16 protein-coding genes are annotated in these 17,326 nt (G+C 37.5%); 6 read left to right on the top strand and 10 right to left on the bottom strand.

Annotation, left to right across the window (positions count from 1 at the left end; genetic code table 11):
* The first annotated feature begins 383 nt into the window (after positions 1-383).
* From DFR58_RS09805 to DFR58_RS22610, 3 genes are read left to right on the top strand one after another with little or no spacing between them, the layout of a single operon-like run.
* Positions 384-599 (top strand): terminase gpP N-terminus-related DNA-binding protein, encoded by a 216-nt coding sequence (locus DFR58_RS09805; protein ID WP_114297673.1) that lies wholly within the window; start codon positions 384-386, stop codon positions 597-599.
* A gap of 6 nt (positions 600-605) precedes the next feature.
* On the top strand, positions 606-824 hold the full coding sequence (locus DFR58_RS09810) for a winged helix-turn-helix domain-containing protein (protein ID WP_114297674.1): 219 nt from the start codon (positions 606-608) through the stop codon (positions 822-824).
* Entirely contained in the window at positions 799-945 is a 147-nt protein-coding gene (locus DFR58_RS22610) for a transposase (protein WP_114297809.1), read from the top strand. Before DFR58_RS09810 ends, DFR58_RS22610 begins: the two co-directional genes overlap by 26 nt.
* Positions 946-1,249: 304 nt before the next feature.
* Here the strand turns inward: DFR58_RS22610 and DFR58_RS09820 are convergent, their stop codons facing one another.
* The 5 genes from DFR58_RS09820 to DFR58_RS09840 form a co-directional block, all read right to left on the bottom strand.
* Positions 1,250-2,014 (bottom strand): LytR/AlgR family response regulator transcription factor, encoded by a 765-nt coding sequence (locus tag DFR58_RS09820; protein WP_114297675.1) that lies wholly within the window; start codon positions 2,012-2,014, stop codon positions 1,250-1,252.
* A 38-nt stretch (positions 2,015-2,052) separates the two neighbouring features.
* The gene (locus tag DFR58_RS09825) at positions 2,053-2,613 is read right to left on the bottom strand and encodes a methyltransferase family protein (protein WP_114297676.1); all 561 of its coding nucleotides are present in this window, start codon (positions 2,611-2,613) and stop codon (positions 2,053-2,055) included.
* A 52-nt stretch (positions 2,614-2,665) separates the two neighbouring features.
* On the bottom strand, positions 2,666-3,382 hold the full coding sequence (locus DFR58_RS09830; RefSeq protein WP_114297677.1) for a thioesterase II family protein: 717 nt from the start codon (positions 3,380-3,382) through the stop codon (positions 2,666-2,668).
* Positions 3,383-3,528: 146 nt separating this feature from the next.
* Positions 3,529-5,229 carry an MFS transporter gene (locus DFR58_RS09835; protein ID WP_242987533.1) on the bottom strand — a complete coding sequence of 567 codons (1,701 nt, stop codon included), beginning with the start codon at positions 5,227-5,229 and terminating at the stop codon, positions 3,529-3,531.
* Complete coding sequence (locus DFR58_RS09840) at positions 5,226-5,873, bottom strand: TetR/AcrR family transcriptional regulator (RefSeq protein WP_114297679.1); 648 nt, start codon at positions 5,871-5,873, stop codon at positions 5,226-5,228. Before DFR58_RS09840 ends, DFR58_RS09835 begins: the two co-directional genes overlap by 4 nt.
* A 189-nt stretch (positions 5,874-6,062) precedes the next feature.
* Between DFR58_RS09840 and DFR58_RS21845 the strand changes: the two genes are divergently transcribed.
* Genes DFR58_RS21845 through DFR58_RS09850 form a run of 3 tightly spaced genes read left to right on the top strand, consistent with a single transcriptional unit; the run spans position 6,063 to position 6,696 of the window.
* Positions 6,063-6,236: a hypothetical protein gene (locus DFR58_RS21845; RefSeq protein WP_170138105.1), complete on the top strand. Its 174-nt coding sequence runs from the start codon at positions 6,063-6,065 to the stop codon at positions 6,234-6,236.
* Positions 6,233-6,487, top strand: a complete 255-nt coding sequence (locus DFR58_RS22165; RefSeq protein ID WP_114297680.1) for a COG3415 family protein — start codon at positions 6,233-6,235, stop codon at positions 6,485-6,487. Before DFR58_RS21845 ends, DFR58_RS22165 begins: the two co-directional genes overlap by 4 nt.
* 2 nt (positions 6,488-6,489) lie before the next feature.
* A complete protein-coding gene (locus DFR58_RS09850) occupies positions 6,490-6,696 on the top strand; it encodes a hypothetical protein (RefSeq protein WP_114297681.1) in 207 nt (68 codons plus the stop codon).
* Positions 6,697-6,918: 222 nt separating this feature from the next.
* On the opposite strand, the gene DFR58_RS09855 is transcribed toward DFR58_RS09850, so the two are convergent.
* The 5 genes from DFR58_RS09855 to DFR58_RS09875 all read right to left on the bottom strand — a co-directional run bounded on the left by DFR58_RS09855 (position 6,919) and on the right by DFR58_RS09875 (position 17,243).
* Positions 6,919-8,208 (bottom strand): U32 family peptidase, encoded by a 1,290-nt coding sequence (locus tag DFR58_RS09855; protein ID WP_114297682.1) that lies wholly within the window; start codon positions 8,206-8,208, stop codon positions 6,919-6,921.
* A gap of 58 nt (positions 8,209-8,266) precedes the next feature.
* On the bottom strand, positions 8,267-9,430 hold the full coding sequence (locus tag DFR58_RS09860; protein WP_114297683.1) for a LuxE/PaaK family acyltransferase: 1,164 nt from the start codon (positions 9,428-9,430) through the stop codon (positions 8,267-8,269).
* 94 nt (positions 9,431-9,524) lie between these two features.
* Positions 9,525-14,798, bottom strand: coding sequence for a non-ribosomal peptide synthetase (locus tag DFR58_RS09865; RefSeq protein WP_114297684.1), 5,274 nt, complete (start codon positions 14,796-14,798; stop codon positions 9,525-9,527).
* Between the two features lie 386 nt (positions 14,799-15,184).
* Entirely contained in the window at positions 15,185-15,478 is a 294-nt protein-coding gene (locus DFR58_RS09870) for a hypothetical protein (RefSeq protein WP_114297685.1), read from the bottom strand.
* Positions 15,479-16,205: 727 nt separating this feature from the next.
* Positions 16,206-17,243: a SagB/ThcOx family dehydrogenase gene (locus DFR58_RS09875; protein ID WP_114297686.1), complete on the bottom strand. Its 1,038-nt coding sequence runs from the start codon at positions 17,241-17,243 to the stop codon at positions 16,206-16,208.
* Positions 17,244-17,326: the final 83 nt, after the last annotated feature.

Genomic DNA, 17,326 nt, shown 5'->3' on the forward strand with positions numbered 1-17,326 from the left:
AATTACTTTCTTAATGACTCACAAATAAAAATGATGCTAAACTACGCATTTTGAGGTTTAGCACCATTTTTCTCTTTTTACTCCTAAAGACAGGTTACACAAAAAAAAACCAACCGTAAACGGTTGTTTAAATATTGGATGCATAAATTATTTGTTATACATATTTTTTAAAACATATTAAAAAAATACATTATAATCATGTATTTCTTTATAGACATGAATATCCAATAAAAAAAGGAGATACATTATATAAATCACGATAATGAAGTTACAAGGCAAACATCACCATACAAAATAGGGCAAATTCTATTGCATTATGTTAACTATACACTCTAATAGAATGGTGGTTACTATAATGAATAGAATAGGCCAAATACTTAAAATTGATAATAAAAACCAAGAATAAAAGGATATACCAGCGTTATATGGCAGTGCTTTACCACCTTAAAGGTTACCTCAACAAAGATATTGCTGAAATGCTTGAGCTTTGCCAACATAGGGTTGAAACCTATGTGACCAGATATAAAGCAAGTGGCATTGATGTGCTGGCTCTTGGCCATAGCCCCGGTGCTCCTCATATACTCACCGATGAACAGTAATCCAAAATGGTACAAATTGTCACAATGCATACCCCTGATGAAGTCGGTTTCCCAAACAGAAAGAACTGGTATGTCGATATTATCCGGCAGTGGGTACAGCAAAACTTTGAGATGCAATACATCTACACAGGTATACTTGATTTACTGTATCGGTCCAACTTGAGCTATACTCAGTCCACATACATACTGACCAAGGCAAATCCCCAAAAGCAAGAAGAGTTCTAGCAGGAGCTCTAGCTTTTTAAAAAAACTACTGGAGCCATTCCTGCAGGAGAACGAAGACAGATTGAAATTTGTATTCCTGCCACCCTACAGCCCAAAGCTCAACTTGATTGAAGGTTTGTGAGCTTGACTGAAATCAGAAGTTATAAATAACGTCTTATTCTCCGCTGTGAAGCAGATACACCAAGCAGTCCGGTGTTTATTAATTCAATTTTCAAGATCCATTTGCAGGTTATTAATAGATTGTGCCTGCGAATGTAAAATCTTTATCGTGACTTATATAGATATTTTTTTCACTTTTCAATATGCAACTGTTCGATATTTCTTTACTTTAGGAGTTTTTATAGCTTAGTTAACACTACCCGTTTAGTTTCTTGACAATTCTCAAACTACAGGGAAATCGTGATTTTTTGCAATGACGAAACCGCTTATGCATGAAAAACATTAAATAATTTGTTGTATACATTGCGAAATAATTTAAATCTTTCTTTAGTCATCAAAGCAGATTCATCTGTAAATAGAAACTTAATCTGGTAAGTTTTGTGCCCGAATGGCAGTATTTCGCTAACCAAGTCAGGATTTATAATAAAGCCTTTATGGCAACGGTAAAAATTAATGTCCAATCTCCTTTCCATTTCTTCAAGAGAATCATTCGTCCTAATATGGGCATATCTGGTGACTATTATAGTTTTACGTTCATAACGTGTTATAAAGATTATATCATTTGGATTAATTATATTGCATACTCCGTTACATTCTACAATCACCTTTTTACATTCTTTCTTTAATATTGTCTCACAAACATTATCAGAAGCATTGTATGTGACTGTCTTCCTAAAGTCCAATATTCTCTGTATTGTCTGTTGAATACGCTCGACCTTAAAAGGTTTAATAATGTAATCAAAGGCATATACCTTAAAGGCTTCGTGAGCATATTGAGTGAAAGCTGTTACAAAAATTATACAAATTCTTGAATCGAAACCAAATATTTTTTCAGAAGCTTTTAAGCCATCCATTTTAGGCATATTTATATCTATGAAAACTACATCAGGAATTATTTCCTGCACCATATCAACAAGCTGTCCTCCATTTTCAGCCTCACCTGCAATCTCTACATCCGGGATTCTTTTCAAACACCGTGACAAAAACAATCGCATATAGTATTCGTCATCAGCTATTATAATTTTAAGCATTTTAATACCCCCAAAATGAATTTAGTAAATTTGAATTATCAAATAATAAAGGGTATAATTTTTTTCTTTACTTTTTTTGAGTATTCTATGTACTCATCTCCATATTCTTTAATCAATTCCTTTTCCTCATACCTTATAAGTATATAATAAAGCACCGTTGATAAAGGAAAATATAATAGCGGTATCAACGCCTCAAACAAAACTATTAATCCTAAAAAGACTATTAAAGTACCAGAATATATCGGATGCCTTACAAGACTATACGCTCCACTAGAGATTATTTTTGACTTTTGTTTAAGACTTGGTATGGCTCCTATCCTACGGAAAGCAGAAATTATAGTTAGTGACCCTAAAAGGATAAAAATACCACCAAAAAGGTATTTTAAAAAAACTGTACCAAAGTTAATACGAGGCTGTTGCACAATCGTAGAAACGAATAAAGGCCCTACAGCTCCGAAAACTAACAATTTTTGTAAAAAAATAGGTATTTTTAAGAATACTGCCTTTTTTTCATCGCTGGATAAAAAATACGAATATATTATCATTGTTAAAAAGTTTATTGTTAGAATCAACAATAAACATCTGACTCTTTCCATCATAAGCTCCCCTTTAGTTCATCAAATAAAGATTTCATCCATCAACTAACTCCAGTTAAGTGCAATAAGCATTTTTCAAAATAGTATTATTAATAATACCTACGATTTCTTCCATATGGTTATGCAAAAAGAAGTGACCGCCTTGAAACTTATAAAAAGCACATTGCTTTTTTGTATAGCTGGGCCATTCAACTATATCAAGATCGCTTACATACTGGTCTTGATTACCAACAAATACAGTTATATTGCAGTCCAATTTATCATTCTTAGCAACAAACTGACATTCTTCCGCCAACTTTAAATCTGCTCTCAGTATAGGAAGGTAAACCTTTGTCAATTCCTCATCTTCAAATATTTCTTTTAATGTTCCCTCAAGCGTCATAACTTCTGCTATCAGTTTTTCTTCGGTCATACCTCTCATAGTGCTTTCGTACCCGATATGGGGAACCTGCCTTCCCGAAAAGAATATATGTTGCGGACTACATTGTTTCAATTCCGTTATTTTATGCCCTAGTTCATATGCAAGTAGCGCACCATAGCAATGCCCAAAAAGCACATAAGGTGAACTATATATCTGATTTTCAATCTGGTCGTATAAGTAATTAATTAGCTCTCCTGCAGAATTACATAGAGGGTCGCTGAATTTTTGACCTCTCCCAGGAAACTCCACCTGGCAAAGTTCAATAGATTCATGGAGGCAGCTTTTCCATCGGCTGTATAACGTCGCTGAGCTGCCGGAGTAGGGTATACAGAACAATTTAGTTTTAATCATTTTGAGTTCATCCTCCTTTGATACTCTCGTATATTAGCGGAAATTTTTAGTAGCGCAATTGTGCCAAATACTAAGATGCTGTTGGTCTAGAACACGCCGCCTATATAGACAGAGTGCTCTAAACCTTTTACCCAGCGTTACAGGCGTTAATTGGATGGTGCGTCCAAATTTACCGTCTCATCAACTTTCTTCTTAAGCTTATCGCTGAAGAATGCAGGTATTATACCAAATATCAATAATAAGCTGAAGAATCTGAATGTATCAGCGAAGCTTATCTGCATGCTGCCTTTTAAGTCACCTTCAACTACAGGCCATATATTTTTTATTTCCTGCTTTTGCTCATCAAACATTGCCTTTACTTTCTCCTTTTTATTTTCGGGAGTGCTTTTTAAAATCTCTTCCTCCTTTTGGTCTGCAGCAGCAATAATATCTTCGAGGGTTATTGCCTTGCTGTCACTCGAAACCTTGATATTACGAACTTTTTCTATGAAGCTTTCCTTAAACTCTGAGTTAAATACCTTATCGGCACTTATATTTGCAATAACTTTTTCTTTACCGTTCTCTATTTGACTGTTCATATTCATGCTTAACAAGGTTGCCAGAATAGCTACTCCCAGCACCATACCGAAAGTACGCGCAACATTGGTCACACCAGATGCTATTCCTATTTTTTCTGGCGGAGCGTTCCTCACTGCCGCTCCCATTACAGGGGATATTGTCATTCCAAGACCTGCTCCCAAAATTATTAATCTCCAAATAACGTCCCAGCGGGCTGAAGCAACATCAAGGTCACCAAATAAGAACACCGCCAATGATGCTATCGCAATCCCCAGCACGCCAAATATTCGGCATCCGAATTTATGTGAAAGTGGCCCACCAACAATAGAGAATACCATCATGGCTATAGGCATTGCTATTGTCGTCATTCCTGCATCCAGTACAGACATTCCCATAAAACGCGTCAAGTAAAAAGCAACGAGGAAAGAGCCTGCCATCAAACCTGCAGTTGCAAACACCAACGTAATAGTAGCAGCACTAAAAGATTTGATTTTCATCAACCACATTGGAAGCATAGGTTCTTTTGATTTAAGCTCAATAATAATAAAGGCTATTAATGAAACCACTGCAACAGTAAACAGGGTTATTATGTAACTTGACCCCCATCCCTTATCAGGTGCTTGAACCAAGCCGAAAGTTACAGTCAGCATTGAAATAGAGATAGCAAGTATACCGGGTATATCCATATACCGGCTTGCGGTTTTATCATACGATTCGTTTAAGAGTATGGCAGAGAAAATGAAAGATATTATTCCCAGCGGCAGATTCACATAAAATATTGCCTGCCAATTAAATATTTCAGTGAGTACACCCCCCAATGCCGGTCCACAAGCAGCAGCAAGGCCACCAATAGCTCCCCATAAACCAATTATCATTCCGAGCTTCTTCATCGTGAAAATTTCTATAATCAACGGAACAGTAACAGGCACTAAAATAGCTGCTGATAGGCCTTGTAGTACCCTGAATATAATCAACATCTGCAATGAAGTTGAAAGTCCTGACAAACAGGACGAGAGGGTAAAAGCGAAGAGACCGAAAAGAAAGAATTTTTTACGTCCGAACTGGTCAGCCAATCTGGATGCAGTAATCATTAATACTGCAAAGGCGATATTGTATCCATTAATTACCCAAGATATATCTTTAACATTGGTATGAAAATAATCCGTCATTTTAGGCAGCGAGATGTTGACAATTGTAGTATCAAGCAATGCCATAAAGAATCCTAATATAATTGCTATAAAAGCAGCTACTTTTCTATGTTTGCAATTTTCCTTCTTGCAACCGTTCATAATTTTTCATCCTCCTCATTATTCATGTTATTTTTCAATATAAAACTATCCTTTTCTGCACCTAGAACTCTTTCCAAAAAATCTTCGATGGCCCTTAGCTTGGCCGAATAGATTGCCTCGTCGTATTTTAAAAGCTTTAACGTATCATACACTCCACTTATACCAGCAACAATCATTTCGGCAGCATCTTCTGGATATTGTGCATTAAATACCCCTTCATAAATACCGATACGAATCAATCTTCCTACTATAGGTATTAACGTCTTTCTGCTTTCAATCTTAAACATCTGATGAAGCAAAATATTCTCCTCACGATGAACAAATTCAATGGTTTCCTTGTTCCAACCGCCAAAGTCAATAATACAGAATATCACCTTTTGCAGTTTCTGGTTTACGCTTAAGTTCTCATTATCTTCTATTGCCTTTGCTTGTTTTGCAATATTTTCAGTACTACGTCGCATCATCGCATCCAGGACTTCATCTTTTGATTTAAAATAATTATAGAAAGTCCCTTGAGCTACATTCATATGCTTGACTATATCGCTGACAGCAGTTTTTTCATATCCGTTTTTCATGAAAAGCTCTTGCGCAACATCAAGTATCTCTGTTCTTCGCTCATCTCGATCTTTTGTTATCCTTGACAATTTATCACCCTCCTTTAATACAATATAATGTTGACTGATTGTCAGTCAACATTATATTGTATTTCCGACAATCAGTCAACATTATATTGTGGCAATTTTTACTTCCTTAGTATTCTAAGTAAGAATACATTACCAGTTAATATTTTGTAAGAACGTGTTATACTCCCTTATGCAAGGGGGTCATACCACATGATAAAGATAGAACTTACAACAGAAGAAAAATACTGGTTAGAAAGAGCAAGTAAAACAGGGAAAGGGCAGATATCTTTCCGTTCGAATATCGTTCTTATAGACAATGCAGGCGTAAGTGCATCTGCAATCGCTAAAATGTTAGGTATCACCCATCAAACCGCGCTTTCATGAATTACAAATATAAAAAGAACGGTATTGATGGGCTCAAAGATAAAGAGCATAAGATTGGTAGTCCATCAAATCTTGGTGATAAAAATCACGAGGCTTTAAGAGGATTTATGGGTAGAAGCCCCAAAGAGCTTAAGTATCTTCAAACCTGTTGGACAATCCGTCTCATGCTTTATCGCCTGCAGAATGAATATAACTTAGAACCCATCTACACTACTGTAAAGAGGCAACTTAAGATACTTGGATACCTCTAGAGATGAAGCATACGGTTGTAAATGCCGATGACCATGAATTTGCAGCTAAAATAAATGCCATAAAGCAAGCTATTCAAAATGCAGGGCCTAATGATTTTGTTGTATTCATTAAGCAAACCCACCCTACCGAAACTATCAACATCATAGCTGATAACGATCCGACACATATGTCCAAAGATACAGCGAAGTGGCCGGAGAAGCATCCATGAATTAACCTGTTATTTTTGCCAAAGTGCAGTCCTCAAATTAACCCGGTTGAGAAGGTATGGTGATTTCTCAAAAACAGGCTGTTTGCCAACAGGTGTATCCTTGCTTTGAGAATATTGAAGCTGTTATATATAGGTTTTTTTGTAAAGTTGCAGCCTGCTAATATTTTACAACTGGCACCGCTAAACATTTAAACTGGTTTCGAATTACTACTTAAGAAAGCCTCAGCAGAGTATTTTTCCATCAATTACATCATTAAGAATTTCACGGGATTTATCCAACCATGCATCAACTTCCTGTTTATCATACGAAATTACTTTTTCAGCCCAGCTCTTGCAATAAGAACATGTTAACGAACTATCGCCAATTACCCTATTGCTTCCATCAGGGCATTGCATTCCGTTACAAACTTTTTTATTGCATTCATAGTTCGAAACGAACTTTTCTACAAATCCATCCAATTTTTTGTTATCGATATAAATATCCGGAAGCTTGAAGAAATCCATAAATCTTTTCATGCCTGCCAGCTTATCAGGTTCTGAAGCAGATTCCAATGCTATAAGAGGCTTGCTTACATTGCTCATTTCTTTAATTGCTGGCCACAATATGATATCAAGCAGGTTTCCTTCATACCCCCTTGAGAGATATGCTTTTGCCACATTTAACAGGTATTCAGTCGGCTTTGTTCTCTCCACCAGCTTAATTGAAAATTTATGATTGCCTGTTTTGTCACAAAGCGCTTCATAGTATTTTACATCCTCGGGCCTAATCCATTCAGCAGCAATCATATGTGTGGGATTTTCAACTTTTTCGGTGGTGCAGTTCATTAGATTATTATCCATATAAAATTTTGCCGAACGCTCACCTGTTCTGCTGGCATGTGACTGCCCTGTTGCATGGGACATACGGTATGAGCAATTATGCAAACATGCAGAGTTTCCAAAAACTCTAAGTGCGACACCTGATCCCTTGGTGTAATTTAACATCCTCTCGAGAAGTTCGAAATTCCGATTAATATACATTTGTAAAGTAATCTCATCGGCCCCCATATCTTCCCAGTACTTTATATGCTGCAATTCACACACGCAAGAATGTACACCTATAGATACTTTTATGCCTGGAAAATCCTTTTTGACGACTTTACATAGATAGGGAGAATTTACCGTTATCCAGTCAATACCAATACCCTCAAGATCCTCTATAAATTTAATAATTTCATTTCGGCTGTCTTTTTGAAGTTCTTTATTTGACAAGCACATAGGGTTTAAAAGATAGTTGAATTCAAGACCATTTTTATGGCATAACTTTATGTAATTTTTTAAATTATCCATAGAAAGTGGGGGAAGAACCATAGATGCCCTGCCTCCCCCGATGATATCACTTTTCATCTTTCCGTAAACCGATTTTATAGATTTACCAGTATCCATTTTTGCAATCTCATCTATAAGCTTAGTGTCAAAATTTGTCGCTATTGAGTACATCATGTTGAATTTTTCATTCGCTGTTTTGCTCATTTATATCCTCCTCAATTATTTATTAAATATAAAATTATTCCCTTTTATATACGTGTCACTATATTTTCTCGTCCAACCAAATACTTTTCCGCTTGTCCTTTTCAGCCATAAACTTCTCCAAGCTTAATGCACAGTTCCTTAAATCAGACTTTGGAGCCCTCCCAATTTTGGACATTACATCGCTTGTCCTTCCGCAGGAACATTCACAGTCCCTCTTCAGGGTAGCTAAATCTTCAGTCAGAATAAAGCCCGGATATGATGTGGAAATCGGATCTAAAATTGCAATAAGCCCTTCCTTCCCATCTTCAGCCTCCGACGCTGGATTGCCCATATCCCTTATGCTGACATGGACTGTCGGTGGAATATGCTTATTGTTGTTCTCACATTCAAAAGCCATCAAATTGGATTCTGCTAACCCGTAAAAATCGCGGATCTGACTTTTATTTACGCCAAGATACTCTTCACACTTTCTGTCTAATTCCTCACGGGGAATCATAGCTCCAGTATGATGCTTCCAGCCGCCGACAGTGACTATTTTGGAGTGTTTATCCAGCTTTATTCTGATATCATTTTGCGCTAGATAATCCACGAAGCTGCTTAGCATAAACGGCGGGGACAACAGAAACCGTGTAAATTTTCCCTCCCACTGCTGCAGGAACTTTACTGCTTTTTCACAGTTAAGTTTCATATTTTCTACAGCATATCCACAGGTATGGAGCGCAAAATTTAACAAAGTAAACCCTTTTATCATACCCATATCCGGAACTTCTGCTGGCGAAGGAACTAGATAGACACCAGCACTCTTTCCTCCTGTTGGGAAATCCCTAAATAAGAATTCCCTGTAGGTACCGATATATAACATTTGCGCTATGGTATAGGTGTCATAATCTCTTCTTGCTACACTAGGAGTACCGCTTGTTCCCGAGCTGCGCAATTCATGTTCAATAGTTTTTAACGGAACAGACAGCAAGTATTGGGTCTCCTGTTCCTGTTGTTTGAAAGATCGGATAGGAATAAGAGGAATTTTATGGAAGTCTCCAATTCCTTGTATATCTTCTGGTGAAATGCCCGATACCTCGCAAAGGCTTCGGTAATAATCATTCTTTTCATAATGATAGTGAAAACTTTTTTGGATAACTTCAAACTTAATCTTATCCTGTTCTCCCTTTTCACAGTGGAATAAATAGGGGCTTATTGCTAGTTTACCTAAAATTTCGTACACCGTAATCCCTCCATTTTCATTTATTATTCATACTTCCGACCCGTTTTTCATTCTAAATGCCTCCGAAACAATCTATCTGACCAGTAGTTCTCCTCTATATCTTCTCCCTTATTCTGTTATGTTTGACAGACATATCAGGCCTCATTGATATATGCTTAGCCATAAAATTGCACTCTCCTTTATTGACATGCTTTGACACGACATTTTCAACTTTACGTGTAATATGCTTTGCAATGGCTGCAACGGTCTTGTTCTCATAAATAGTGTTGGGTCCTATTGTAAATAAGCCCCGCAGTTTTGTATAAATCCGCATTGCACTTAATGAGTCTCCACCTAGATCAAAGAAGTTGTCATTTATCCCAACCTTTTCTCTTCCCAAGACCTCTTGCCATGTCTCAGCCAATTCTCTTTCAATATCATTTCTAGGTGCCACATAATCTGACACATCTGCATTATTTGTGTATGGTTCAGGTAGTGCCTTCCTATCAACCTTTCCGTTGGATGTCAAAGGAATTTTGCCCATCCTCACGAAAACTGAAGGTATCATATATTCAGGAACTTCCTTCTGCAAATGCTCCTTCAAGCTCTGTGGGTTCAATCTCTCATCGGAGACAATGTAAGCGCACAGGTACTTTTTCCCACTTGCATCTGTCCTGTCTATCACTGCCACGTTCTTTACACTCGTATGCTTGGTAAGGTTGCTCTCAATTTCTCCCAATTCTATGCGGTGGCCCCTTATTTTTATCTGCTGGTCTTTTCTTCCTAAAAACTCAATATACCCCTTGTGCAGTACACCATAATCTCCTGTCCTGTAAAGGTCACCCAGCTTAGAATGACTGATAAAAGCATTTCTTGTTTTTTCCTCATCATTCATGTAACCCTTAGCTATGCCGACACCTCCGATGTACAATTCACCCTGTACACCAATAGGGCATATTTCTTTTTTGTAATTTAATACATAGAATTTCTGGTTTGCCAGTGGTATCCCATAGGGTATACTTTTCCAGATTTCCTTGACCTCTTTTATAGGGTAATAGATAGACCAGATGGAAGACTCTGTGGCTCCTCCCAGACTTATAATGTCCGCACACGGAAAACTGCTTCTTATCTTTTCTGGAAGCCCAAGAGGTATCCAATCCCCACTAAGCATTACCAAGCGTAGTGCATCGTTTTCACTGTAATCGATAAGCAGTTCCGGATTATAGCTCATTTGCCAGAAAGGCAACTCTTCATCCGCCTCTGTTTCTATATTTTCAATAAGCATATCCATGATTGCCGGAACAGAATTCCAGACAGTTATTTTTTTCTTTTTTACTATTTCCATCACATTATTCATATCTCTGAGGTCCGAAACCATGACAAGGGTCCCTCCCACAGAAAGTGTGCCAAATATGTCGTAAACTGACAAGTCAAAGCACATGGAGGATAGTCCAATAACCTTATCGTCTTCTACGACACCGAACTTCCTATTTATATCCTGGATAGTATTTGACGCTGCACCATGGGTAATCATAACCCCTTTGGGCCTTCCCGTACTTCCGGAGGTATATATTATGTATGCAAGATCCTCTGGATTCTCGCTCATGTTTATTTCTCCAGTCGGATAACGATCAACGCCACTTTCCGCATATAGCTCGGGTTTAAGCAACAGCTTGCAATCACTGTTCTCAAGAATATATCTCCGCCTGTCTTCAGGATACTCAGGATCAATAGGCACATAGGCCCCTCCCGCCTTGAGTATGCCAAAGATATTAACAATAGTTTCAATACTTCTTTGTGCCAACACACCGACTGGGTTATTTCTGCTTACTCCTCCTTCTCTTAAGAAGTGCGCTATTTGGTTAGACTGTTTGTCCAATTCCAGATAGGTTATGCTTTTTTCTCCAAACTCTACCGCTATGTTACTCGGTGTTTTCATTACCTGCTCCTTGAACAGTGCATGCAGCATCGATAGGCTGATGTCCTCTTTAGTGTCGTTGTATTTCCTGACAAGCTCCATATCCGCTGTTGAAGCACATATCTCATAAGTCCCGGTTGCCGCCAGATCCTTCAATGCCTTTGTATATTGTTTGAACATAGTGTCAATCACTTCTTCTTCAAACAGCTCCTTTACAAAATCCCAAGTGATGGTCAGTTCCCCTTTTACCTCCGACACTTGGTAATCTAGGTACACCTGGGAAGTCTGACTTATGCCCATTTTAATTTCTCCGAAATCAGTCAGGCTGCCTTCCTCCTCATCCGCGTCATCAGAGAATAGTAAGCTGGTAAATACAATAGGCATTACCGCTTTGGTGCCGAAGTTGTTATGCTTGGACAATTCACGAATAAATTTTACTCCGTCATAGTGACGGTGTTCCAGAGCTTCCATCAGCTTTTCCTGCAACAATGTAGTGTTGTCCCAAATGGTAAGTTCCGGCTTCAAATCAGCCTCTACCAGCATCACCGATGTGAAATCACCTATAATACTGTTAATATCTTCATGAAACGGATACCGCGTAAATATAGTTACGTTAATTGCATGGTGCTGCTGGTTGCTCCAGAACCCCAATATATCGCTATAAACAGTACACAATAGAGCAGAAGGAGTTACATTCTTCTCCCGTGCCTTCTCCTTGATCTTCTCCCACTCTCTTCTGCCGATCACTTTTTGGTATCTCTCGAAATTGGGAAATGTTATTTGCGCCGGGTCTTTTTTTAACGGCAGTTCAGGAGAAGTGGGGAATTCTTCCAGCTTGTCCAGCCAGTATTTTTTATCTCTAGAATATATATCATGCTTCTGGAACTCCTCGCAGGCCAATACATAATCCCTGAATGAAAATCCAATATCTGGCTTTTTCATGTCGCCATTCCTATAGAAATCCATAACTTCCTTGATCATGATTCGTACACTGCTTCCATCTACCACAAGCAAATCAAAACTCATAAATAGGTAATTGGTCTCATCGGTTATTCTGTATGCCTTAAATTCAAATAGCGGCCACTCATCGGTCTTAAATATGTAGTGTGACATCCTTTCTCTTTCTCTCATGATGAGTTCCATCTGCTCTTCCCTGCATAAATACCGTATATCTTCAACAGCAATGGTATATTGAGGAGTGTCTTCAAGTATTTTTTGCTCCCCATTAGGCAAAATAACAGCCCTTAGCATCGACTGGCGCTTGATTACCTTTTGCAGACTTTGATTGAATCTTGCTATATCCAGTTTTGTTTCAAACTCATAATATCCATGGGTAGAAACTCCTCCCATCTCAAAACTACTGCTGCGTCCCATCAAATAGGCTGTTTGAACGTCAGTTAGCGGAAACGGTTCGTTCATATTATCAAAATCCGCTTCTCTAGCCTTGAATTTAAATTCTGTAGCCGTGTTCATGTTCAGTGAGACAAAATCACTCAGATTGGCGATATTGCTCAAAGCCGTAAAATCCTTGATACTGATTTCCAGGCCATAATCCCTGCTAAGGTCTGAAATAAGCTGCATCATTTTGATGGAATTTCCTCCTAATCTGAAAAAGTCATCGAAAATCCCTATTCTTTTCGTCTTGAGCACATTTGACCAGAGTTTGAAAATATGGGCATCAATATTGTTTCGCAGTCCGGACAGGCCTGCGCCATCTGCAATATCGCTAGCTTCTGCGTCCTGTCTTGTTAACAAAGGCAAAATGTCGTCAAACCCTCCATTTAAATATTGTTGACCCAGTTTGTACCTCTGCAGTTTCCCACTGGTTGTTTTTGGGATGGTCTGCACAGGCAGCACATGTGTAAGGGGTTGCCCCAACTTGCAGTTAATATGCTCCTTGGTTTTTTCAGCAATGGGTAAAAAGCTTTCGGTTTTTTTTCTAAATTGCACAAAAACTAGTATCTCTTCCTTGCCGACATTATAGTTAAACACTCCGCAAGCAGCAACTTTTCCCAGTTCAATATCATCAAGCTCTTCACAGATCCTTTCCAGATCATGAGCATAATAATTTTGACCGTTAAAGAAAATGACATCCTTTTTTCTTCCGGTAATAACCAAACGGTTGTTTTTTACGAAACCTAAATCCCCAGTCTTTAAGAAACCCTTTATAAACAATTCCTTATTGATTTCAGGATTATTAAAATACCCTAGAGTTACATTTGGACCTTTAATTATAATATTTCCAATCATACATTCATCAAGCAATTGATAGTTATCGTCCACTATTTGTACTTCTGTTGCATTCAAAGGATAGCCGACTTCAATAAATTCAATGAAATCCTCTGCTGTTTCGTCTACTTCCACAATCCGGTTTCCGAAATTGAATGCCTTTCTATCAAGCCTATAGCTCTTTTGAACTTCACCTACATCTGGAAAGGTAACACCTACACTGGCTTCCGCCATTCCATATGCATAAATTAACGCGGAGCTTTTTAGATTGCATACGCTGTATTTATTGAGAAATTTTCTTGAAACTTTCATTGAAATTGGTTCTGCACCGTTTATAATCGTCCTTATGGAAGAAAGATTGATTAGAGACAATTTTTCTTGCGTAACTTTTTCTTCCAACCATGCTAAAGCAAAATTTGGAGCACCAAAAAATGTGGCTTTATGTTTGGTAACTTTTTCAAAGAAAAGCATTGGTCTCCTAATAAACAAATCTGGTGCCATAATAAATTGATTGGAGGCCGCCATTACAAAGGTTAAATGAAGGCAAATAATGCCCATATCATGGGTTAGAGGCATCCAATTTCCAACAAAATCATTTTCACCTATCTGCAGCCTAGAAATAATAGAAGCAGTATTGCATGTCAGGTTGCCATGCGTCAGCATTACTCCTTTCGGGCTACCTGTACTTCCAGAGGAAAATTGTATAAAAGCCAGATCTTGAGGAACTACGGTAGTTATTTCACCGCTTTCTACAGACATTTTTTCAATATCCTCAAAAAACACAATAGATAACTCCTTGTTTTCTTGCGCCACTTCTTTAAAAATATCTTTCAAAGAATATTCCGTCACGATTTTAGGATTAGATAGCTGCCTCAAAACATTCAACAGCTTAGCAAAAGCTTCTGAATTGGTGGAAGCAGTGTTGGACACCGTCAATGGAACAGGTATTATTCCTCCCATAATACACGCCCAAAAAAGATTTACAAAATAGTATTCATTCTTAATTTGAAAGACTAATTTATCACCTTTTCTGACTTTAAGCTCTTTTAAACCACCCAAAATTTTTTTGGCACTTTCCACCAGTTCATAATATGGTTGGAATCTTTCATTGCCGTCTCCTTCAATAAAATAGATGCCCTTCAATCTGTTTTTTGATATTTCCTCCGCCTTCAAAAGCACTGATACCAAATCCCTCGACATATTCTGTATATTAAGTTCTTTCGCAATAATATGAGCTTTCATTATTCAACCCCCTTATAGCAAACGTTAGTGTAAACTCCGTTACACTTTTGATTTTTTAAATTACCTATATATAAAGGGTTTCAAGATTTTTTTGAATAAAAAAACAATGACCCCTCTTTTCCTGTATAATTGAAGTTCTCAGACACCAAAAATCCAGAAAGGAAAGTGTCATTGTGAACTCAATTATAATCCTTTTGATAGCATATAATTAAATGCTACTTTTACAAATTAATAAATTACTCGTTTTTATTGCAAAAAACATACCTCTAAGCTCTTCTAAATATGACTCCAAAAGTCCCAAATACAACAAGTACAACATCGACAAATCACCTATTATCAAGCATTTTGAGCGTTTAGATTACAAACCGCTTCTTTCAGAGCACATGTTATCTCATGGTAAGGAACTTAAACTTGTTAAATCCCGTGGTAAAAACCCTGTCCCCGAGTCCTTTACCTGCTCTCGCTGTGGAGCTCCTTACACTTTCCTTTACGACAACACAGGTGGTAGAGGTCAGCTTCTGTGCAAAATTTGTGATTTCCGTTTTAGAAGACAGAAAACCAAATTCAAGCCTATTGTTTTTATCTGCCTTTACTGCTGTCATATCCTCGGTCTTAAAAAGAATTGCAAGCATTTTAATATCCATAAGTGTGTCAATAAAATGTGCTCTTTTTATGTCCAAAACCTCAAAAACATTTCACCAGTAGACTTAGCAGAGTATAAAAAGAAAAATCAAAATTCAAACTCCATTGCATTTACAGGAAATTTATAATGGATTTCTTCAAAATTGATTTATCCTCGATTCCTGATAAGCTGTTTTCTATGAGCTTTAAGAACTTCTCTGGCTTAAGCAATCATCGAACGCCTAAATCGTACCTTTAAGTTCTCATACCAAGTTACAAATGTCTATGGCAGTAATGAAGTGTCAAATACCTATGTAGCCTTGTTTGTAGCCTATTACAACTTCTTTAGACCTCATCCGTATAACTACTGGAGACCTCTTAATGAAGTACCTGAACTTGAGAAACTATCAACCATGCCTGCCAAATGTCAGATACTTATCGAACTTTCCCAAAAACTTATTATTGTTAAACAGAACCATCCTTGTGCCGCGAAAGCCTGACGATGTCAAGGGCGAGTGCTTTTTGCTCGTTCATAGGAGGTGTAGCCGTAGACCCTTGATATCCACACTGCATCCAAATTCTCTTGTTGCGGTGGTCCGTATAACAGACCGCCTGCCTTCCAGCGAGGACAGAGTTTGGGACAAAGTTCCAAGGTCTTAATTCTTTAGGTATATTTTTCACTTTTCAAGGTACACCTGTTCGTTTTTTTGCTTTAGTTTTTTATGGCTTAGTTAACACTATCTGGTAAACTCTTAGTTAGCTTGTTTCAAAATTAAATTAGAATGCTTAGAAAACCGACTCTACCTCATCATAAGACTCTAACGATTTTAGTCCAATTTCCAATGTATGAAGGAGCACCTGATTCTCATTAAGTTTAAAATACTCTTCTATTTTCTTAAAATTTAGATCTCCAATAGAACATAATCCTACATTATTCTGCTCTGCAACCAAGGTCAAAGTTCCTACGATAATGCCAGAGTCAATAGCTGCAAACAAATATGCCATTCCGCCGTATTTGGGCATAGTAACCTCTGCATTATAAACAAGGAATAATGAAAAAGCTGAGTTTCCGAATATGGACTGATTAGTGAAATAGTGTGTATCTTTTGACACTTCACAAGTATCGTCGATTAAGGTCAAACTATTTTCCGACGGACTATAGTAATACAGCCCCTTATTGACATTTTCTACCCGGGCTTCTTTCACATATACATAAATATCAATCGGATAAAGTCCTCCTGCACTAGCATAGTTATATCGAATACTCCCTTCAGTTTTCTCCTGCCTCAAAAGCGATAGCATTTTAGAAAAGATACTATAGGGTAGCTTGTTTTGAGTATCAAACACCCTACAGGTTCTTCTCCTGCTGATAAGTTGCAAAACTTCATCTTTATTAAGTTCTATTTTAGGCCCCGTGTAAACCTCATAAGCTCTGTTCAAGTGCTTCTTTTTGAACTTATTGAGTTCCTCGGCATTATACTTTATTTTCTCGCTGTATTCATTTTTAAATAGATGGTTCTGAAGATAGAAAACCTCTGCTGGAGATAGGATGGAACTAACAAGTATCCTCTTTTTGATTAAATCCTGTAAAAACAGAAACAGCTTCTTTGCATCAAATTCAGAAAACTCTGCCATTATATCACTCAGACTGATACCCTTTTGTGTCAAAAAATAAAACTGGGGAAACATGTCTATAAAAAAATCCTTATACGAAAACATTTCTATCCGAACTTCCATATTGGTCTTTTCCCACCTCACAGCAGGTGACCAGTAATATTTTTTCTGCCCTTCATATGTAGCTTGGCTAGTTTGTATTTCCATCATAAATTACCTCCTGCAAAAAACATTTAAAAAATTTGAATAATAGCCCCTTCTACATTGCTTTTTCCAACAATTCATTCTCCAAT

Source organism: Anaerobacterium chartisolvens (assembly GCF_003337415.1).
Classification (GTDB): Bacteria; Bacillota; Clostridia; order Acetivibrionales; family DSM-27016; genus Anaerobacterium; species Anaerobacterium chartisolvens.